This is a genomic window from Sphingobium sp. LMA1-1-1.1 (assembly GCF_040676365.1).
In the GTDB taxonomy this organism is placed as follows: domain Bacteria; phylum Pseudomonadota; class Alphaproteobacteria; order Sphingomonadales; family Sphingomonadaceae; genus Sphingobium.
This window is the reverse complement of sequence record NZ_JBEGHS010000012.1, coordinates 307,114-327,603: the sequence shown is the minus strand read 5'-3', so window position 1 is coordinate 327,603 and position 20,490 is coordinate 307,114. Positions and strand designations below refer to the sequence as shown.

At 62.9% G+C, this 20,490-nt stretch carries 17 protein-coding genes; 8 read left to right on the top strand and 9 right to left on the bottom strand.

Annotation, left to right across the window (positions count from 1 at the left end; genetic code table 11):
• Positions 1–32 precede the first annotated feature (32 nt).
• Both MRBLMA1_RS08955 and MRBLMA1_RS08950 read left to right on the top strand, forming a co-directional pair.
• Complete coding sequence (locus MRBLMA1_RS08955) at positions 33–1,220, top strand: acyl-CoA dehydrogenase family protein (protein ID WP_133651306.1); 1,188 nt, start codon at positions 33–35, stop codon at positions 1,218–1,220.
• A 6-nt stretch (positions 1,221–1,226) separates the two neighbouring features.
• Positions 1,227–2,357: an acyl-CoA dehydrogenase family protein gene (locus tag MRBLMA1_RS08950; RefSeq protein WP_363736211.1), complete on the top strand. Its 1,131-nt coding sequence runs from the start codon at positions 1,227–1,229 to the stop codon at positions 2,355–2,357.
• Positions 2,358–2,398: 41 nt separating this feature from the next.
• Here MRBLMA1_RS08950 and MRBLMA1_RS08945 read toward each other — a convergent pair whose 3' ends face one another.
• The 5 genes from MRBLMA1_RS08945 to MRBLMA1_RS08925 all read right to left on the bottom strand — a co-directional run bounded on the left by MRBLMA1_RS08945 (position 2,399) and on the right by MRBLMA1_RS08925 (position 7,907).
• Positions 2,399–2,845: a nuclear transport factor 2 family protein gene (locus MRBLMA1_RS08945; RefSeq protein WP_363736209.1), complete on the bottom strand. Its 447-nt coding sequence runs from the start codon at positions 2,843–2,845 to the stop codon at positions 2,399–2,401.
• A 10-nt stretch (positions 2,846–2,855) separates the two neighbouring features.
• Positions 2,856–3,842 (bottom strand): phytanoyl-CoA dioxygenase family protein, encoded by a 987-nt coding sequence (locus tag MRBLMA1_RS08940; protein ID WP_363736208.1) that lies wholly within the window; start codon positions 3,840–3,842, stop codon positions 2,856–2,858.
• A gap of 111 nt (positions 3,843–3,953) precedes the next feature.
• Positions 3,954–4,916, bottom strand: a complete 963-nt coding sequence (locus MRBLMA1_RS08935; RefSeq protein ID WP_363736883.1) for a 3-hydroxyacyl-CoA dehydrogenase NAD-binding domain-containing protein — start codon at positions 4,914–4,916, stop codon at positions 3,954–3,956.
• 5 nt (positions 4,917–4,921) lie between these two features.
• Positions 4,922–5,755: an enoyl-CoA hydratase/isomerase family protein gene (locus tag MRBLMA1_RS08930; protein ID WP_133651301.1), complete on the bottom strand. Its 834-nt coding sequence runs from the start codon at positions 5,753–5,755 to the stop codon at positions 4,922–4,924.
• 40 nt (positions 5,756–5,795) lie between these two features.
• Entirely contained in the window at positions 5,796–7,907 is a 2,112-nt protein-coding gene (locus tag MRBLMA1_RS08925; RefSeq protein ID WP_363736207.1) for a 3-hydroxyacyl-CoA dehydrogenase NAD-binding domain-containing protein, read from the bottom strand.
• Positions 7,908–8,124: 217 nt separating this feature from the next.
• Here MRBLMA1_RS08925 and MRBLMA1_RS08920 point away from each other — a divergent pair, with 217 nt between their 5' ends.
• The 3 genes from MRBLMA1_RS08920 to MRBLMA1_RS08910 are packed head-to-tail and all read left to right on the top strand — an operon-like array spanning position 8,125 to position 12,331.
• The gene (locus tag MRBLMA1_RS08920; RefSeq protein ID WP_133651300.1) at positions 8,125–9,279 is read left to right on the top strand and encodes an acyl-CoA dehydrogenase family protein; all 1,155 of its coding nucleotides are present in this window, start codon (positions 8,125–8,127) and stop codon (positions 9,277–9,279) included.
• 58 nt (positions 9,280–9,337) lie between these two features.
• Positions 9,338–10,678, top strand: a complete 1,341-nt coding sequence (locus MRBLMA1_RS08915) for an aromatic ring-hydroxylating oxygenase subunit alpha (protein ID WP_363736205.1) — start codon at positions 9,338–9,340, stop codon at positions 10,676–10,678.
• A complete protein-coding gene (locus tag MRBLMA1_RS08910) occupies positions 10,679–12,331 on the top strand; it encodes an FAD-binding protein (RefSeq protein WP_363736204.1) in 1,653 nt (550 codons plus the stop codon).
• A 47-nt stretch (positions 12,332–12,378) separates the two neighbouring features.
• Here the strand turns inward: MRBLMA1_RS08910 and MRBLMA1_RS08905 are convergent, their stop codons facing one another.
• Positions 12,379–13,347 (bottom strand): GlxA family transcriptional regulator, encoded by a 969-nt coding sequence (locus MRBLMA1_RS08905; protein WP_363736203.1) that lies wholly within the window; start codon positions 13,345–13,347, stop codon positions 12,379–12,381.
• A gap of 137 nt (positions 13,348–13,484) precedes the next feature.
• On the opposite strand from MRBLMA1_RS08905, the gene MRBLMA1_RS08900 reads away from it, so the two are divergent.
• The 3 genes from MRBLMA1_RS08900 to MRBLMA1_RS08890 all read left to right on the top strand — a co-directional run bounded on the left by MRBLMA1_RS08900 (position 13,485) and on the right by MRBLMA1_RS08890 (position 17,809).
• Complete coding sequence (locus tag MRBLMA1_RS08900; protein ID WP_363736201.1) at positions 13,485–14,303, top strand: SDR family NAD(P)-dependent oxidoreductase; 819 nt, start codon at positions 13,485–13,487, stop codon at positions 14,301–14,303.
• A gap of 148 nt (positions 14,304–14,451) precedes the next feature.
• Complete coding sequence (locus MRBLMA1_RS08895) at positions 14,452–16,770, top strand: TonB-dependent receptor (RefSeq protein WP_363736200.1); 2,319 nt, start codon at positions 14,452–14,454, stop codon at positions 16,768–16,770.
• Positions 16,771–16,930: 160 nt separating this feature from the next.
• Positions 16,931–17,809 carry a DMT family transporter gene (locus MRBLMA1_RS08890; RefSeq protein WP_363736198.1) on the top strand — a complete coding sequence of 293 codons (879 nt, stop codon included), beginning with the start codon at positions 16,931–16,933 and terminating at the stop codon, positions 17,807–17,809.
• Between the two features lie 74 nt (positions 17,810–17,883).
• On the opposite strand, the gene MRBLMA1_RS08885 is transcribed toward MRBLMA1_RS08890, so the two are convergent.
• The 3 genes from MRBLMA1_RS08885 to MRBLMA1_RS08875 are packed head-to-tail and all read right to left on the bottom strand — an operon-like array spanning position 17,884 to position 20,473.
• Positions 17,884–18,837 carry an SDR family NAD(P)-dependent oxidoreductase gene (locus tag MRBLMA1_RS08885; RefSeq protein WP_363736197.1) on the bottom strand — a complete coding sequence of 318 codons (954 nt, stop codon included), beginning with the start codon at positions 18,835–18,837 and terminating at the stop codon, positions 17,884–17,886.
• On the bottom strand, positions 18,834–19,718 hold the full coding sequence (locus MRBLMA1_RS08880; protein ID WP_363736195.1) for an SDR family NAD(P)-dependent oxidoreductase: 885 nt from the start codon (positions 19,716–19,718) through the stop codon (positions 18,834–18,836). Before MRBLMA1_RS08880 ends, MRBLMA1_RS08885 begins: the two co-directional genes overlap by 4 nt.
• Positions 19,715–20,473 (bottom strand): SDR family NAD(P)-dependent oxidoreductase, encoded by a 759-nt coding sequence (locus tag MRBLMA1_RS08875; RefSeq protein ID WP_133651291.1) that lies wholly within the window; start codon positions 20,471–20,473, stop codon positions 19,715–19,717. The genes MRBLMA1_RS08880 and MRBLMA1_RS08875 overlap by 4 nt, the downstream gene beginning before the upstream one ends.
• Between the last annotated feature and the right edge of the window lie 17 nt (positions 20,474–20,490).

Genomic DNA, 20,490 nt, shown 5'->3' with positions numbered 1-20,490 from the left:
TGGGGAGGAGGCTCTTATATGGGAACAGCGCGATGAAACTGGATTTTACGCCTGAGGAAACCGCCTTCCGCAATGAGGTGCGCGCTTTCCTCCAGCATGCCCTTCCGGACGATCTGCGGCGCAAGATGATCAACAGGGATCATCTGACCAAGGAGGATACGGTGCGGTGGCAGCGCATTCTCAATGCGCAGGGATGGGCGGTTACCCATTGGCCCGTGGAATATGGCGGTCAGGCATGGACGCCGGCCCAGCGCTATATCTTCCAGGAGGAAATGGCGCTGGCCCACGCGCCGGAAGGATCGCCGTTCAATGTGAACATGATCGGCCCGGTGCTGTGCAAATTCGGCACGGCGGCGCAAAAGGAAAAATTCCTCGCCGCCACTGCCAATATCGACATCTGGTGGTGCCAGGGTTTTTCCGAACCGGGCGCCGGCTCCGACCTTGCCAGCCTGAAGACGACGGCGGTTCGTGACGGCGATCATTATGTTCTCAACGGCCAGAAGATCTGGACGACCCAGGCCCAGCACGCCGACTGGATGTTCGGGCTTTTCCGGACCGATAGCAGCGGCAAGAAGCAGCAGGGCATAACCTTTCTGCTGCTCGACATGAAGACGCCGGGGATCACCGTCCGCCCGATCGAGACGATCGATGGCGAACATGATGCCAATGAAGTCTTTTTCGACGACGTGCGCGTGCCGGTGGACAATGTCATTGGCGAGGAAGGCCGGGGCTGGGACGTGGCCAAGCATCTGCTGGGCAGCGAACGCAGCGGCATCGCCCGCATCGGCCTGTCGAAGGAGCGCCTTTCGCAACTGCGCGCGCTGGAAACCCGGCTTGCCGAAGAAGGCACGCTGGACGAGGAAGAGCAGCGCCGTCTGGCCCACAAGCTGGCCGAGGTGGAGGTGGAATTGCGCGCGCTGGAACTGACGCAGTTGCGCGTCGTCGCGGCGGATGCCCATGGCGGCGGCGCCAATGCAGCCGCGTCCATCCTGAAGGTCAAGGGCACGGAAATGCAGCAACGCATGACCGAACTGGTTGCCGAGCTTGCCGGCCCGGCTGGGCTGGCCATGCCGGACCATGACCATGCGCGCAACGATCCGGACGACGGCTGGGTCAGCGCCGCCGCGCCCTTCTATTTCACGATGCGCAAGGTGTCGATCTTCGGCGGATCCAATGAGGTCCAGAAGAACATCATCGCCAAGACCATGCTGGGACTCTGACGCGCCATGGATTTCGATCTGAACGACGAACAGAAGATGCTGCAGGAAACCGTCACGCGCTTCGTGGCGGAAACCTATGACTTCCAGAAGCGCGAACATGCGCTCAAGACAGCCGACGGCTGGAGCCGGGAGGCCTATGCCGGGCTTGCGGAGATGGGCCTGCTCGCGCTGCCCTTCGCCGAAGAGGATGGCGGTTTCGGCGGCGGTGGCGTGGAAATGATGATCGTCATGGAAGCGCTGGGCCGCGGCCTGATGGTCGAGCCCTATTTCGCGACCGTGGTGCTGGCGGGCGGCGCGCTGCGCCATGGCGGCTCGGCGGGGCAGCGCGCGGACATTGTTCCCGGCATCGCCGCGGGCGAACGCATCCTGGCATTGGCGCATAGTGAGAAGGGACTGCCGCGCCATATACTGGCGGCGCGCACGACCGCATCGCGATCGGGCGACGGATGGACCATCGACGGTTGCAAGATTGCCGTGATCCACGGCCAGAGCGCGGACACATTCATCGTCAGCGCAATGACGGAAGAGGGGCTCTCGCTCTTCCTGGTGGACGCGGCGGCGAAGGGTGTGACGGTGGAGGGCAAGCGCGGATATGACGGCGTGCCGGTCGCCACGGTGGCCCTTTCGGGCGTCCATGTAGCGAACGAAGCCCTCATTGGCGCGCCGGGGCAGGGGGAGGACATCCTCTCCCACGTGTTCGAGGAAGCGACCGCCGCCTTGGTCGCGGAATCGGTCGGCGCCATGGCCGAGACGTTCGACGTGACCGTGGACTATCTCAAGACCCGCCAGCAATTCGGTGTCGCCATCGGCAGTTTCCAGGCGCTTCAGCATCGCGCCGTCGAAATGCTGATGCAGCTTGAACTGTCGCGCAGCATGTCGATCCTCGCGGCGCTGTCGCTCGACATCGACGCCGATCAGCGGAGCCGCAACATTTCGGCCGCCAAGGCGCAGATCGGCAAGTCCGGCCGCATCATCGGCCAGGAGGCGGTGCAGATGCACGGCGCCATCGGCATCACGGCCGAATATAAGGTGGGCCACGCCTTCAAGCGGCTGACCGCCATTGACGCGCTGTTGGGCGACAGGGACTGGCACCTTGCCCGTCTGGCGAAAATGCGCGGCGTTTATCCCGCCGCCTGAAGCAGGTTCGGTGGGGTCATGGGGCGCGCCACGCCATGACCTCAGCCGGCCGGTGCGGACCGGACCTGCGCCCAGAAGGCTTGCGCTGCGGCATCCAGCACGTCGGCGCCATAGGTGATAAGCCCCTGCTCGACGCGATAGAGCATGGCCCATTCATAATGGATCGCCTCGCCGTTCGCCGCGCTCCGGCGATAAGCGCGGGCGTGGACGAAGGCGCATTCCCGATCGATGCCGGTTATGGCGATGATCTCGTCGTGCCGTTCTTCCAGCGTCTCCGCGCAGGACGCGGCGAAATGGAGAAAGGCATCGCGTCCGACCAGCGTCTCCTTCGTGCCACTCGGGCCGAACAGGCTGTGCACCACGTCCGGATGGAAATAGTCCGCCGGGGCAGGCCGGTCTTGCTCCCCGACAGGGAAAACATCGGGATGTTGCCGGCCGTCTGCCGTGAAGCCGAACATGCGCGTCAACAGCTTCACGGCATCGTTCATCACCTGGTCCTCATCCTTCGGCAGCCTTGCGAAGCATGACCGCGCGGTCGCCGTCGCGCACGACGACCAGTCGCATGCCGGCTTTCATATAATTGACGAAATCGTCGAAGCTTTCGCGCACGCCCGGATTGATCGGGCGCAGATAGCTGTCCTTGTCGATTGTCAGCGTGACTTCGCCGATCCGGTCGGCATCCACGGTCACGGTCGTCGGCGTGAAGGACTTCACCGTCGCGGCGATGGCGCTGGGATTGGCGGCCGACTGGACGCGCGAGTCGAAGGAAACGCGCAGCCGGTCGCTATTGTTGGGCAGGCCGCAATGCGGCGTGCAGGGATGCACGACCAGCACGTCGCCGGGCATATAATCCGTGGTGGCCCAGCTTTCGGCCGGGATCACGTCGCGCGGGATCGGGAAAGGATTGGGCTTGCCGACATTGTGGAAATAGCCGCGCTTGTTCTGGCCCACTGCCAGCGCCAGGCCGCCCATGTCGCGCGTGCATGGGGTCAGGGATATCCAGACCGGGCGATAGTCCTGGATGCCGGGGCTGTAAAAGCCATCCTGGTGCACTGTGCCCAGCTTGCTCCGGGGCGGATAGGTTCGATATTGCACGATGGGTACGGAGCATGCCGGCTCTCCCAGCACTTTTTCCATCACTGCCTGATTGGCCGGATCTTCGATCAGACGGGCGGCGATTCCGGCATAGAGGTCGCTTTCCTCCATGCCCCCCACCGACGGCTTGCCGGTCCATTTGCCAGTGGGATCGCCCGGCTCGACCAAGCCCATCTGGGCGGCCACGGCCAGCATTTCGTCGCGGGCGCGGGCGACACTGTCCTGATCGAACACGCCGCGCAGCAGGATATAACCCTTCTCCTCATAGAAGCGATTGAGCGCTTCGGGATCGTCCAGCAGATGGTTGCAGCTTTCCAGCTCGCCCGCCGCGACGACATCCTGTACATCCAGGTCTTCAGCTTCCGGGCGATTGATTACATCGACGCTCATTTCTTCCTTCCTCTCCACTCGGGCCGGTCAACCTTCGGAGGCGCCGGGACAGGGCCATATTAACATGGCAAGCCGTTTGAGGGTGGGATGGTTTTCGTCGACTTTCGGCTGTTATTGATCATTGCCCTGCATCAGAAGCTTCAGCATCTGCATCAACTTGTCGTCCTGCCAGGCGGCGATTTCCGCCACGCTTCGGCCGGCAGCCGCTTCTTCCATCTGTTCGACCAGCATCGCCTGCAAGGCCGGATCGGCCAGCGGCGGATCAGCCATGGTTTCCCAGCGCTTCACGATCCCCGGCGCAAATTTCGGCAGGAATTCGGCGAGGCCGCCAGCGCCGCCCGAAGTATGGAAGGTGGTGAACTGACCCTGGATGGCCCATTTCAGCGCGAAGCTGTGCTTCATCGCCTTGTCGATGTCGCCGACGCTTGCATAACCCTCTGCCACCAGCCGCACCGCTTCCCGGAACATGGCGGCGGTCAGCCGGTTGCCGATATGGCCGAATATCTCCCGCTTCAATCGGATCGGCTGTTTGCCCATCGCGGTGTAAAGCGCGTAGGCGGCGTCCACGGCTTCCCCGGCAGTGCCTTCGCCGCCGCCCACCTCCACCAGCGGGATCAGGTGCACGGGATTGAACGGATGGCCCAGTACGAAGCGATCGGCGGTCGCAAGCCCGGCCTGCAACCCGGTAATGGGCAGGCTCGACGTGCTGCTGGCGACCAGCACGTCCGCAGGCGCCAGCCGGTCGAGATCGGCGAACAGCGCCTGCTTGAGGTCGGTGCGCTCCGGCGTGCTTTCCTGCACGAAATCCGCGCCCGCCAGCGCGTCGGTCAGGCTATCGTGGACGGAAAAGCGCGTGGTCCAGTCGTCGCCTGCGCTCGCAAGGCCCAGCTCGACCATCTGGTCCCATGCCCCCGCGACATGGGCGATGGTGCGTTCGCCGGCTCCCGGCATGGGATCATGGAGGCGCGCCGCCCGGCCGCTGCCCAGAAAGGCGGCGACCCAGCCATTGCCGATCACGCCGCCGCCGATCGCGGCGACGGTGCGAATGCTGTCCGCGTCGCGATAGGCGGGCATGGCGATCAATATCCCTTGAAGACCGGCTTTTCCTTGTTGGCGAAGGCGGTGGTCGCCGCCTTGTAGTCCTGCGTCAGCATCGTCATGGCTTCATAGGCGATGGACAGTTCGCCCGTCAGGTTCACCTGATCACGGATGCACTTGTTGACCGCCGCCTTGGACCAGCGCACGGCCCACATCGGCTGCCCGGCGATCTCGCGCGCGATCTTCAGCGCTTCCTCCAGCACCTGCTCCTTGGGGAAGGCATAGTTGACTAGGCCGATTTCCTCCGCCTTCTTGCCGTTCAGCAGCTTGCCGCGCATCAGATATTCCTTGGCCTTCTGCGGCCCGACCAGCAGCGGCCACATCACGGAGCCGCCATCGCCCGTCACCAGGCCGACGCGCACATGGGTATCGCCCAGCTTCGCGTCCTCCGCGACGATGCTCATGTCGCAGAAGGCGAAGAGCGAGGTGCCAAGGCCGATGGCGTCGCCATTCACCGCCGCGATGATCGGCTGTGGCGTCATCAGGATCTGGTCCCAAATCCGCAACGTGTTGATCGGCACGCGCAAGGCATATTTCAGGCCGTATTCGGTCTGGGCGCGCTCGGCCATCAGCTTGATGTCGCCCCCGGCGGAGAAAGCCTTGCCCGCACCGGTCAGCACGATGACCTTGATCCGCTCGTCGCGGGCCAGCTTCAGCCAGATATCCTCGAGCTGCCAATGATTATGCGGTCCCACCGCGTTCAGCTTGTCGGGATTGTTCATCGTCACGACGGCAACGCCGTCTTCGCCGATTTCGACCTTGAAGAAGTCGAACTCGCTATAGTCGATGTCGCGCTGAAACTCGTTGTCGCTCATGATAGTCTCCGGAAAATCCCTGTGATATTCTCTGTTTCGTTCAGGCCGCGGCGCGGCTCTTCTGCCACTCGGCGAAGCTCTGGCCCTTGTCCGCCAGTTCCATCAGGAGGGCGGCGGGTTGCAGCGATGGGTCGCCCGGTGTTTCGGCCGCCATCTCGCGCAACTTGGCGACGATTGTCGCCAGGCCGGTTTCATCCGCATAGAACATGGGGCCGCCCAGATGCCGGGGCCAGCCATATCCGTTGATCCATACCAGATCGACATCGGACGCCCGCAGCGCGATCCCTTCCTCCAGGATGCGCGCGCCTTCGTTGATGAGCGGGAACAACAGCCGCTGCACCATTTCCTCTTCCGGAATGTCGCGGCGCGCGATGCCCAGCTTTTCCGATGTCGCGATGATGAGCGCTTCCGTCTCGGCATTGGGATAGGGCGTGCGATCGCCCGGTTCGTAACGGTAATAGCCCGCGCCGGTCTTCTGCCCCAGCCGTCCGCTCTCGACAATGGCATCGGCAATGGGGAAGGGGGTTCCCCGGCGCTTGCGGATCGAATAGCCGATGTCGAGGCCGGACATGTCGTTCGTGGTCAGCGGCCCCATGGGGAAGCCGAGATTGGTGAGCGCGGCGTCAACCTGCTGGGGGAACGCTCCCTGCTGCAGCAGTCGTTCAGCCTGCGCGGAACGCTTGGCGACCATGCGGTTGCCGATGAAGCCGTCGCAATTGCCCGACCAGACCGGCACCTTGCCAATGGCCTTGCCCACCGCCATCGCGGTCAGGATCGCGTCGGGGCTGCTGTGCCTGGCGACCACCACTTCCAGCAGCTTCATGACATTGGCCGGCGAGAAGAAATGCATGCCGACGAAATCCTGCGGCCGTTCCAGCACCGACGCGATCTCGTCCACGTCGAGCGCCGAGGTGTTGGAGGCGAGGATGGTGCCCGGCTTCACCCGTTTTTCAAGGTCGGCGAAGATCTCCTTCTTGACGTCCATATCCTCGAACACCGCCTCTATCACGATGTCGGCATCGGCCGCAGCACCGCGGTCGGTGGCGCCGGTGATCAGGGCAAGGCGGTCGTCCATCTGCGCCTGCGCAATCGACCCGCGCTTGACCGATGTGGCGTAATTGCCCTGCACGCGCTCCAGGCCGCGGTCCAGCGCCTCCTGCGTCGTGTCGATCACGGTCACGGGAATGCCAGCGCCTGCAAAGCACATGGCGATGCCGCCGCCCATGGTGCCCGCGCCGATGATCGCGGCTTTCTTCACGGGCCGCGCCTTTGCACCCTCCGGCAGACCGGGGATCCGCGCAGCTTCGCGTTCGGCAAAGAAGAGGTGGCGCAAGGCGCGCGATTGGCTGCCCGCCATCAACTCGCGGTTGGCGACGGCGTCGATCGCCAGTGCTTCGTCCAGGCTCAAGGTGAAAGAACGGCGGATGGAATCGATATTGGCCTGTGGCGCCGCCTGTCCCTTGCTGCGCGCCGTCAGCTTCTTTGCCAGCGCGTCGAAGGCTGACGGATCGGCACGGGTCGCCGCCAGCTTCTCGTCACGGTCACGAACCGGCACGGCGGGCATGTTTTCATCGATCACACGGCGGGCGAAGGCGGCGCCCACTGCGGCGGGATCGCCGTCCTCCACGGCATCGACGATCCCCAGATGCGATGCCTGCGCGGCTCCCACCGGCTTGCCGGACAGCACATGTTCCAGCGCCTTTTCCGGACCGATCAGCCGGGGCAGGCGCTGCGTGCCGCCGCCGCCGGCGAACAGGCCAAGGTTGATTTCGGGCAGCCCAACCTTGGCGGACGGAATCGCCACGCGGAAGGCGCAACCCAGCGCCGTTTCCAGCCCGCCGCCCAGCGCGGTGCCGTGGATTGCCGCCACGACCGGCTTGGCTGAACTTTCCAGCGCCGCGATGACGTCCTGCAAGGTGGGTGCCTGGCGCGGCTTGCCGAATTCAGTGATGTCGGCGCCCGCGAAGAAGGTGCGGCCCGCGCAATACAACACGATCGCCTTCACCGCCGGGTCGGCGTTCAGTTCTTCCAGCGCGCCGACCAGGCCCTGCCGCACGCCGATGCCCAGCGCGTTGACGGGCGGATTGTCGCTGACGATGAAGCCGATATCGCCTTCGATGCGGGTGGAGATCTTTTCGTTGATCTGGGTCATGGCTGGATTGTGTGGCCCTGTCTTGTAAAATGCGTCTGAAATCTGTTCCCACAAGCTATTTGCCGGCCGTAACTGTCAAGCTGGCGGCGGCGGCGCAGGCGATGTATCGTGAATGTGAAGGATCGTACCTGCAATCTTCGCATCGCGGCCATCCCCGATTAGGTCGAGGATAGCAGTTTATCCGCGGCATATTGAGCCGCCCTATGGGAAGCGAGCGATGCAGTTCGACTTGAATGAAGAGCAAACCATGTTCCGCGACGCAGTAGCCGCGTTCGCGCAGCGCCATCTGGCGACTGGAGCGCTGGAACGCGCGCACAGCGACGATTATCCGTGGGACGTTGCCAGGATGATGGCCGAACAGGGGCTGATCGGGATTACCGTGCCGGAGGACAAGGGCGGTCTGGGCGGAAGCCTGATGGACGCGGTCATCGCGATCGAAACGGTCGCATCGGTGTGCCCGCGTTCTGCGGATGTTGTGCAGGCCGGCAATTTCGGCGCGATCCGCACCTTTGCCCAGTTCGCGACGGACGCGCAGAAGGAACAATATCTGGCACCCTTGCTGCGTGGCGAGGGGTTGATCTCGGTCGCCATGACGGAACCCAATGCTGGTTCCGCCGTGACCGAACTGACCACCACGGCGGTGGAGGATGGTGACGGCTATCGCATCACCGGGCAGAAGATATTCACTACCCACGGCACCCATGCGACCGTGTTCCTGGTCTATGTCCGTTATGGGCCGGGCACCGGCAATATCGGATCGGTGCTGATCGAGCGCGGGCAGGAGGGCTTCACCTTCGGCAAGCCGATACGCTTCCTGTCGGGCGAGGAATGGAATCCGCTGTTCTTCGACAATGTCTATGTGCCCAAGGACAAGGTGTTGCTGGGACCGGGCGGATTCAAGAAGCAGATGGCCGGCTTCAACGTCGAACGCATCGGCAACACGGCGCGCAGCCTGGCGCTGGGCCGTTACGCGTTCAACGCGGCGGTCGAGCATGCGAAGACGCGCAGGCAGTTCGGCAAGGCGCTATGCGAATTCCAAGGGTTGCAGTGGAAGTTTGCGGAAATGAAGCTGAAACTCGATGCGGCGCAATTGCTGTTGTATCGTGCGGCTACGAATGCGGATGCGGGCCTGCCTTCGCCGGAGGAAACCGCCATTGCCAAGGTTGCATGCAACCGCGCCGGTTTTGAATGCGCCAACGAAGCGATCCAGATCATGGGTGGCGCGGGCTATAGCCAGGACAGCCTGGTCGAATATTGCCTTCGCCGCACGCGGGGGTGGATGATTGCCGGCGGTGCGATAGAAGTGCTGCTCAACCGTATTGCGGAAGGCGTATTCGACATGCGTTTCCCCCAAGGACCCGCAAAAGGCTGACCGGCCAAGGGCTGACAGGTCGGAAGTCGAAACGTCCCGCCAAGGAGAGGATCGGACAATGAACGAGATGATCAGCATGTCGAGGCAGAAAGCCGAGGTGACGGCCGATCGCATCCCGGTCGACGCCTATGTCTCGCGCGATTATGTGCGGCTGGAAAAGGAACGGCTCTGGCCCAGGGTCTGGCAGATGGCCTGCCGCACGGAGGAAATCCCCAATGCGGGTGATTTCTACACCTACGATATCGCGGATGAGTCGATCGCGGTGGTCCGTCAGAAGGACGGGTCGATCGCGGCCTATTTCAACGTCTGTCCTCACCGGGGACGCCGCCTGACGGAAGGTTGCGGCCGGATGGGCAAGTTCCATTGCAAATATCATGGCTGGCAATGGAGCCTTGATGGAAAGCCGACCGAGATCGTCGATCGGCACGACTGGGGCGAAGCGCTGCCTGATGAGGACGTCACCCTGCAAAGGGTGAAGGTCGGGCAATGGGGCGGCTGGGTCTTCATCAATATGGACCCGTACAGCGAAAGCCTGGAGGATTTCCTGGGTGAAGCCAAGACGATCCTCGACCCGTTCGAGATCGAGCATATGCGCTATGCCTGGCGCAAGCGCATCGTCATGCCCTGCAACTGGAAGACCGCGCAGGAAGCCTTCATGGAGGGCTATCATGTGCAGACGACGCACCGGCAGCTGCTGGCCTATCAGGACGACTACACCTATTCGAAGGCCTATGGGAAACATGCGATGTTCGGCTATGCGCCGACCGCGCTTTTCGGCCTGCCCAGTCCGCGCATCAGCGACCAGAGCGGCGACATCCGCAAGGGTTTCTACGAATTCAACAAGGAAATCTGGGACACGTTGCAGGCGACCACCACGCAGGAGATGCTTGCAGCGGGGCGGCGGTTGATGGAATTGCCCGAAGGGGTCGACCCGTTCACCATGTACGGGGCATTCGCTCAGTTCCATGCGGAGGAATCGGCCAAGAGCGGGCGTCCCTTCCCGGCGATCACCGGCGAACAACTGATGAAGGCGGGGACGGACTGGAACATCTTCCCCAACCTCGTCTTCCTGCAACAGGCGACGAACGTGCTGTTCTACCGCGCACGTCCTTATGGCGACGATCCCGACAAGTGCATCTTCGAGGTCAATGTGCTGGAGCGCTACGCACCCGGCGCCGAACCCAAGGTCGAGGTGGAAGATGGCGGCGACGGCAGTGACGGCAAGTGGCGCGCCCTCAACTGGGGCCTCATCCTGGAGCAGGACTTCCAGAATATGGAGGAAGTGCAGAAGGGCATGAAGTCGCAGGCCTTCAAGGCGGCTCGGACCAATCCGGTGCAGGAGGTGGAGATCAGCAATTTCCACCGCGTCTATCACGAATATGTCGGGAAGGTGGACTGAATGGATGAGACGAAGTTCGACGAGGTCGCCGACTTCGTCATCATCGGATCGGGCGGCGGTGCGTTGGCGGCCGGGCTGTATCTGAAATCGATCGGCAAGACGCCGCTGATCCTGGAGAAGACCGACAAGCTGGGCGGTTCGACCGCGATGTCCGGTGGCGTGTTGTGGGTGCCCAACAACCACATCATCAAGGCCAAGGGCATCAAGGACAGCCATGAGATGGCGCGCACCTATATGGATGCGACCGTCGGTAATGATGGCGGGCCGGGCGCCACGCCGGAACGGAAGGAAGCCTATCTGCGCAACGGCCCGGTCATGCTGAAGTGGCTGGAAGAGCAGGGCATGAAATGGCTCCACACCGAAGGCTGGTCGGACTATTATGACGACCGGCCCGGCGGCGTGACGCGCAGCCGCTCCATCGGTGCGCCGATGCTGGACGCGCGCGAGATGGGGCCGCTGTTCGACAAGCTGCGTCTGGGGCCGATGGTGATGCCGCTGCCGACGGACAAGGCAGGCATTATCGGCCTCGCCACGCGCACCCCCCGCGGAATGTGGGAGGGATTGAAGCTGCTGTGGCGCATGCGGATCGTGGCAAGGCGCGGGAAGCCGATACTCAGCTTCGGCGGCGCGCTGCAGGGTCGCCTGCTGATGCTGGCGGACAAGGCCGGCGTCGATATGCGCACCGACTACCCCATCACCGAACTGATCGAGGAGGACGGCAGGATCGTCGGCGTCCTTGCCGAGCATGGCGGCAGGACTCTGCGCATAGGCGCCCGCGACGGTGTGCTGATCAATGCGGGCGGTTTTTCGCGCAATGCGGAGATGCGCAAGAAATATGGGCCGCAGCCCAGTTCGGTCGAATGGACAAACGCCAATCCCGGCGACACCGGGGAATTGATCCAGATCGCCGAAAAACATGGCGCCGCGCTGGATCTGATGGACCAGGCCTGGTGGGTTCCGGGGACGATGCTGCCCGAAGGCGGCCCGGCGAACATGCACAATACCGACATTTCCAAGCCGCATTGCATCATCGTCAACCGTCATGGTCGCCGCATCCTGAACGAAAGCGGCTCCTATATGGAGAATGGCCAGCGTCTGTACCGGAATGACGTGCCGGCCTATGTCATCCTCGATAGTCGCCACCGCAAGCGCTATGCCTGGGGCTATTATCCGCCCGGCAAGACGCCTCAGTCCTGGCTGGACAGCGGCATGATGAAGAAGGCGGAATCGATAGAGGAACTGGCGCGCATGACCGGCATCGATCCGATTGGCCTGAAGGCGGAAATCGAGAAGTTCAACGGCTATTGCGAAACCGGCAAGGATCTGGACTTCAATCGCGGCGGGCGTGGTTATGACAATTGTTTCGGCGATCCGACGGTCAAGCCCAATCCCAATCTGGGCAAGATCGACAAGCCGCCTTTCTATGTCATGGAGATCGTGCCGGGTGATGTCGGTACGTCGGGCGGCATTGTTACCGACGAGAATGCGCGAGTCCTGCGCCCTGACGGATCGGTGATCGATGGTCTCTACGCCACCGGCAATTCGACGGCATCGGTGATGGGCCGCTGCTACCCTGCGGCGGGCGCCAGCATAGGCGCCTCCTTCATCTTCGGATGGATCGCCGCCCACCATGCCGTGGGCAGCAACAGCTGATCAGGGTCAGGCCCCTTCCCATCGGTAAGGGGCCTGTCAGTCGGGCTTCACGTCTGCCGCGGTTTCGCCCGCCATTCACTTGCGGTCATGCCGGCATGTTGACGGAACATTGCCCGGAACAGCCGGCTGTCCGAATAGCCGACCAGTTGCGCGATCCGATCGACCGAGCGCGTGGACTTTTCCAGCATTCGCACCGCCGCCTGGAAGCGGAGCTGCCCCACATAAGCCTTGGGCGAGAGGCCCAGCGCCTTGTGGAATCGGCGATTGAGGGTGGCGGGGCTCGTCGACAGATGCCTGGCCAGTTCGGCCATGTTGATCGGTCCGGTGAAACGCTGCTCGATCCATAATTGCGCCCTGGCGACCATCGGATCGGGCGCCAGCAGTTCCTTCTCCTCATAATCCTGCCCTATGATCGAGGAGAGCCAGCGGGCGATATCGGGGGAGATCATGCGCTCCAGCACCCGGATGATCAGTTGCAGGTCGTTGCCCATGCCGTTGCCGATCAGCAGATGGCCGTGATCGACCATCCCGAACCGCTCCTCGAAAGGTTGGCGCGGGAACAGGGTGCGCGTGAGCGGCTGCATCGCCCTTGCGACGGGCACTGCGAGATCGGCAGTGAAGCCCCCTGCCATCAGCAGGGTTGACGCTGCCCCGCTCGCCCCGATCACTGCCCCCTGTTCCGACTGGCGATGGAGCCAGTCGATCAATGGGCCTGCCTCCGCCAGGCGGCGCTCCAGCAGTTCGCGTCCTCCGGCACGGAAGGCAGGCAGCCAGATGAACGCCATCGGATCGTCCCTGTTCGCCGGACCGTCGACTGGAAAGGAACGGCCGTCGCCCAGCACCACTGGTCCCCCATCTGCGGAAAGAATGTGAAGCTGCGTCTCCATGCGCAACTGCTCTTCCCCGGCGAAAACATGCTCCACCCGATCGCGGGCGATCATGAAGCTGTCCACCAGCGCACCGACGCTGCTGGAATAGGCGCCGGGCAGCGCGACAAGAGCAAAATCAAAAGCCATGATTGAGAGAAAACAGCCGGTATATGCGCAAATTCTCCCTGTCAATCTTTCGCGTCCTGCGCGAACAGCGGCATAGCACGCTGGACGGGTCGGGCCCTTTGGGTCCATCTGCTTGGCAGACTGAGGAGAGAGGCCGCATGCCGGAACCGTTACGCCATTATGACCGTCTGGCCGGCAAGGTCGCCATAGTGACCGGCGCGGGCGCGGAAGGCGATGATATCGGCATTGGCCGTTCCATCGCCCTGCTGATGGGCGCGGAAGGTGCGCGGATCGTTTGCGCCGATCTTGACCTGGCGCGGGCGCAGGCCACTGCCGAGCGGATCGAAGCCAATGGCGGAAATGCCCTGGCGGTGGACGGCGATGTCGCCGATCCGGCAGTGTGCGCCAGGCTGGTCGATGCGGCGGTTACCGCATTCGGCAGGCTGGACATTCTGGTCAACAATGTCGGCATATCCGGTCCCGCCACTCTCGAAACGATGACGCTGGACCAGTGGAACCGGACGATGACCACCAATCTGACCAGCGCGATGTTGATGAGCCAGGCGGCGGTCCCGCATATGGCGCGCAACGGCGGCGGGTCGATCGTCAACATCTCCTCTCTGGCCGGAATCAGGGCCATGGGCGCCATCGCATATGGGCCGTCCAAGGCAGCGATGGCGCAGCTATCCCGGGAGATTGGCGTCCTGCATGGCCGCGACGGCATCCGCGTCAACACCGTGGCGCCTGGTCATGTCATGACCCCCCACGCGGCCCGTTACATGTCGGACGAGATGCGGGAAATGCGCCGAAGGGTCAGCCCTCTCGGCATCGAGGGCGATGCCTGGGACGTGGCGCAGGCCGTGCTGTTCCTGGCGAGCGACGAGGCCCGCTTCGTCAACGGTGTGGAACTGGCGGTCGACGGCGGCGTGGTGGGGATCGGGCCCTTGGCGGGTCATGCCCTGATCGTCGAACGCTGAGGGTGCGGCCCTCAAAATATCATGACTGCGATGAATGTTGCTCAGGCCATCGTAACGATTGAGTAAAACTATCCTTTCTACATGATCCTTTTCCAGAGCCGCAAAAGCGGCCGTGCCGGCGTGGTGCCGGACGATCAGGAGAGGAAGGATGACCATGTTTCGGTCCGCATTGCTTGCCGCTACATCGATCTTCGCTACAGCCGCCGCTGCACAGGATGCCGCGCCGCAGGCATCGGGCGTCCAGGTGCCCGACATCGTGGTGACCGCGCGCAGGCGCGAAGAAGCTTTGCAGGACGTGCCGATTTCGATCACCGCCGTGAGCGGCGACTCGCTCGCGCGAAGCGGCGTCAGCGACGCGCTCGGGCTGCAAAGCCGCGTACCTTCACTCAGCCTGACCAACCAGGGCACAAGCCGCAACGAACTGGGCTTTGCCATTCGCGGTCAGCGTACCCAGGAATCGCAACTGCTCACCGACCCGCCGGTCGGCACCTATTTCGCCGAAGTGGTCCAGGCCCGCAGCGTCGGCTTTGCCTATGCGCTCTACGATCTTCAATCGACCCAGGTGCTGAAGGGCGTGCAGGGTACATTGTTCGGTCGGAACATGACTGGCGGCGCCGTGCTGATCGAACCCAACAAGCCGGTGGACGAATTTCATGCCGAACTGCGTGGGCAGGTCGGCAATTATGACATGCACGACATTTACGGCATGGTGAACGTGCCCCTGACGGAAGGCCTGGCGGTACGTTTCGCGGGCAAGATCAGGAAACGCGACGGCTTCACGACGGATGTGCTGACCGGCCGCGACTATGACGACCAGAATTACAAGACTTTCCGTGCATCAATCCGCTTCGCGCCGACGCCCGAATTCGAATCCAATACGATCGTCGACTATATCAAGACGAACGAGCATGGCACGGCGCTGGTGGGTACGGCCGCCAATCCTGCCGCGCCAGCCATCGCCGGATATACGGTGCTGCGCGGGTTCGGCTTTCCCGTCTCGGATGTCGTGGGGCAGTTCGCGGCGCAGCAGGCGCGTCCGCATTATACCTTCGCTTCCGGATCGGGCACTGGCGGCACGCTCGACGCCTACCAGACCCAGCCGTTTGAAAGGCTGAAGAACAGGGGCGTCACCAATCGCACGACATACAGCCTGGACAATATCACGTTCAAGAATATCATCGGCTACCGCAAACTGGACTTTGATCAGGTCATGGATCTGGACGGCGTGCCCGCCTATCTTATCAATTCCAATCGCTACCGCAGTATCGAGCAGTTCAGCGAAGAGTTCCAGGTCCAGGGGAAGGCGATAGAGAACCGGCTCGATTATGTGCTGGGCGCTTATTATTTCGTGGAAAAGGGGAAGGACGGTTCCACGTCCAGCCAGTTCCCGGAACTGGCTATCGTCGGTGCGGGACTGCCGCTCAATACGCCCGCGGCGACTTTCCTCAACGCTTATGCTGGTAGCGGCAAGGCGAAGACGTTCGCGCTGTTCGCGGCGGGCACCTACGCCTTTACCGATCAGTTCAAGCTGTCCGCCGGTCTTCGCTATACGACCGACAAGCGCAATGCGCGCATTTTTGCCTATTATCCCAATCTGGGCAGATGCCTGTTCCGCGTGGATACCGGCACGACCTCCTTCGTGCCTTCGTCGCTGGCCGATTGTCCGCAGACGAACAGCAAGAAATGGGACGCCGTCACCTGGGACGTTACCCTGCAATATGAACCGAATGCCAATCTGACGACCTATATTTCGACCCGTCGCGGCTTCCGCTCCGGCGGTTTCTCGTTGCGCGCGGCATCCACCGAAGAATTGAAGCCCTTCGATCCGGAAACGGTGCAGGAATATGAGGTGGGGCTCAAGACGCGCCATGCCCTGGGCGGCGCCACGCTGACCAGCAATCTTGCCATCTTCTACCAGGACTACAAGAACGTCCAGAAGCAGACATCGTCGATCGACAGTGCCGGCAATGTCAACACCGTCATCGACAATACCGCTCGTCAGAAGAACTATGGCGGAGAACTGGAACTGGGCCTTATCGCTGGTCCGCTCAATATCAGCGCCTTCTATTCCTATGTCGGGGTCGATATCACCAGCGGCCGTCAGCCGGGCGAATTTGAACTGGTCGGCTCGCCCCATCATCAGATGGGCGCCAATGTCAGCTATGAAATCCCGCTGTCGGGCGATGCCGGCGCGATCAACCTCAATGCCAATATCAGCTATCGGACCAAGCAGCACCTCGACAAGAATGACGTGCAGGGCGCGGAACCGGGTTATGAGCTGGTGAACTTGCGTGCCGGCTGGGACAATATCTTCGGCACCGGGCTGGGCGCTGCGGCTTTCGTTAACAATCTTACCAAGAGCTATTATCGGGTGGGCGTGATTGGCATCTACAATGAGGCCGGTTATATTTCCTCGGTCTATGGTGAACCGCGCACCTATGGTGCGGAATTGTCCTATAAATTTTAAGCCGGGGGATCGGCGCCGGACTTTCGGGTCCGGCGCCGATGACTGTCGGTAGGGGCGAACAGGGCGATTTCGTCTGTCGGTTCCTTCCGCCTCGCCATCAACGGACCGATGCTTGCCGAATAATCTGTCCACCCCGTGCGAGAGGTTCTAACGCGGCGGAATGGACAGCGGCAGACAAGGCTATCACGACAATGCGCGCGGCGCGCTGTGGATGCTGGCCTCCGGCTTCGCCTACAGTATCGCCATGGCTCTGGTGAAGCTGCTGGGCGACGACTATTCCTCGGCAACGCAGAATTTCGTGCGGCAGGGGGTCGGCCTGATCGCGCTTTCCCCTTTCATCCTGCGGCAACCCCGCAATGCTTTCACGCTACGTCGACCGATGCTGATGATCCTGCGCTGCGCGGCGACCAGCCTGTCGATCATCCTCGCCTTCAACAGCTTTCATCTTCTGGGCCTGGCCGAAGCCAACGCGCTGTCCTTCACCCGCACCCTGTTCCTCGTCCCGCTGGCCGCCCTTTTGCTGGGCGAAAGGCTGGACCGGCAACGGCTCTTCGCCACGCTCGTCGGTTTTGCAGGAGTGCTGATCATCATCGCGCCCGGCTCCGCTCATTCGCTGATCGGCTGGGCGGCCGTTCAGGGCTTGCTTGCCGCATTGCTCGTCTCCTGGTCAGTGATCAGCGTGAAGCAGATGTCGCGGGATCATAGCGACCTGGCGCTGCTGACCTGGTCAACATTGCTGGGCCTGATCTTCACCGCGCCCTTGGCCTTCAGCAGTTGGCGGACCCCCACGGCAGAGGATGCGCTGCTGCTGGTCGTCATGGGCGTGCTCGGCGTCGTGACGCAGGCCTGCTATATTCGCGGCATGACTTTGGGAGAGGCGAGCCTGATGGGGCCGCTCGACTATGTCCGCATCCTCTTCACCACGGCGCTGGGTTATCTGATGTTCAGCGAATGGCCGCAGCCCGGAACCTATCTGGGTTCTGCCCTTATCATCGGCACAGCCATCTACATCACCCTGCATGGACGCCGGCGCGCCTGATCCTGCCGCATTCGCAATGCGCAAATGCGGCGTCGAAGGACAGGGCCTTTCTACCCTAGGGAAAAGGCGCCAGCTCAGCCTCGCTCGACGTCCGGGCCAAAATCAGGCGTGGCGGCCGCCGTCCAGGGCAGGTGGCGGAAATAGCGCGCGCCTGCCTCCGCCTGGTTATGCACGGGGGTGAGCGGGTTTTCGTCCCATATCTCCCCGATCCGCTGGGCGACCCGTTCAGCGCTGATCTCCGGATCGAAAATCTCTGCGGTCTCGGCAAAGATCAGGCTCGACAGGCGGCCGCCGCCGGTCAGCAGGATGCGGCCCGTTGCCGCACAATCGCGGCTCAGGAACCAGGCCATCGCCGCCGCCACCTTTTCCGGCGGCAGATTGTCGCGGAACCAGGCGACCGTGGTAGCATCAGGGATCTGCTCTACCAGTCGCGAATAGGATGTCGGCATCACGGCATTCACCAAAATGCCGAGCGGCTTGCCCTCGATCGCGGCATCCAGAGTGAGGCCCAGCATGCCTGCTTTTGCCGCGCCATAGGGGGCATTGCCGCCCACGCCCAGTGCACCGTTGGAACTGACGTTGAGGATCCGGCCATAGCGGTTTTCCGCCATGTGCGGCCATGCTGCGCGCATCAAATGATGGCCGCCAATGAGGTTGGTTGCATAATGGCGCTCGATCGCGTCGTCATCATACGCGGTGAAGGGGCCGGCAATGGCCGTGCCGGCATTGTTGACGAGAATGTCGATCCGTCCGAACGCGTCCAGCGCCGCCCGGGTGATCGCCCGCGCATTGCCCGCCGTACCCACCGCCAGCCCATTGGCAATGGCCTGTCCGCCAGCCGCGATTATTTCATCCACCACGGCCTGGGCTGGCGCGGCACTGCCATTCTGTTCGCCCAGAACGCCTCCGCCATAGTCATTGACGACGACGGCAGCGCCGCGGCGCGCCAGTTCCAGCGCATAGGCGCGTCCCATGCCGCCGCCTGCTCCCGTCACGATGGCCACCTGGCCGGAGAAATCTATGGTCATGCTGTCATCGCCTTCACCAGTTCCGGCATGATCTCCGCGCCGGAAGCAAAAGAGCTGGTCCATTCGGGTTGCGCGGTCAAACCGCGCATCACGCTGTCGATATCGCCCTCGGACAATTTATGAACGGGGCCTTCCAATATCTGCACACGGCGGACATTGCCTGCGCCCGCATGGTAGATGCCGCCCGAAGTGCTGCATCGATCGCTGCACAGCCAGCCGACGACCGGCGCGACATGATCCGGTGAGGCATAGCCGGCCCACTCGGCTGGAATGCTGCCTGCCGACATGGGCGTGTAGGCGGCGGGAGCGATCACATTGACGCATATGTCCGCGCCCGTGGGGATGTCGATGGTCAGCGAACGCGCAATGCCGACCATCGCCGCCTTGGACGCCGCATAATCGGCCGAGCCGACCTGTCCCCACAACCCCGCGCTGGAACCGGTCAGCACGATACGCCCATATCCCGCCTCCGCCATCGCCGGCCATATGGCCTTCAACCCCACCAGCACGCCGTGAAGGTTGATCTCCAGCAGCGCATTCATTTCGTCCAGCGTGACGCTGCCGAAGTCACGGAACGCCTGAACGCCGGCATTGCTGATGAAAATGTCGGGCGTACCGAAATGCTGGCGGGCGATCCGCACCATCTCCTCGGCGGCTTCCGGCGTCTGTACCGGTCCGTCATGCACGACCGCCCGGCCACCCGCCGCCACGATTTCCTCGCAGACCGTCCGGGCTGAGGAGGAGCCGTCGGGTGCCTTGCGGTTGCTGACCACGACGGCGCAACCATGCGCCGCGAGCCAATGCGCATAGGCGCGGCCAAGGCCCTTGGTCGCGCCGGTGACAATCGCGGTGCGGCCCGCGAAATCAAGTGCGCCGCTCATAACATCATCTGTCCGCCGTCGACGTTGATCGTCTGTCCCGTCACATAGCGGCTGTCGTCACTCGCCAGGAACAGCGCGGCGGGCCCGATGTCCTCCATGCAGTCCCCGAGATAGCCGAGCGCGACCAGCTTCATCACCTTCTCCGCCTCTTCCGGGAAATCCTTGACCCATTGCTGGGCAATCGGGCTGAGCGCGGCCGGGCAGATCACATTGACCCGGATCTTGTACTTGCCCAGTTCCCGGGCCGCGGTGCGGGAAAGGCCGCGAATGGCCTCCTTCGTCGCGGCATAGGCGGCAAAGCCGATGCCGCCGTGAATGCCCTCATAGGAACCAAAGTTGATGATCGTGCCGCCCTTCTCCTTCATATGGGGGACGGCCGCCTGCATATGCTGGAAGGTTCCATAGAGACCGGATTCGATCGTCATCGCGAAAAGGGCGTCGTCCGTATCCTCGAACAGGGTGCCGGGTTTCGACGTCTGGGCATTGTTCACCAGAATGTCGATCCCGCCGAACAGTTCGACCGCCTTCGCCACGGCGGCCTCCGCATCCGCCCGCACGCCTGCGGTTCCGGCGATCCATGCTGCCTCTCCGCCGTCGGCTGCAAGGCCGGCGACGGCTGCTTCCAGCTTGTCGGGGGTACGGCCGGTGATCAGCACCCTCGCCCCTTCACGCAGGAAAACCTGCGCGATGCCCAGACCCACGCCCTGGCCGCCGCCGGTGACGATCGCGACCCTGCCGCTTAATCTGCCCGCCATATTCTCTCCTTTTGATC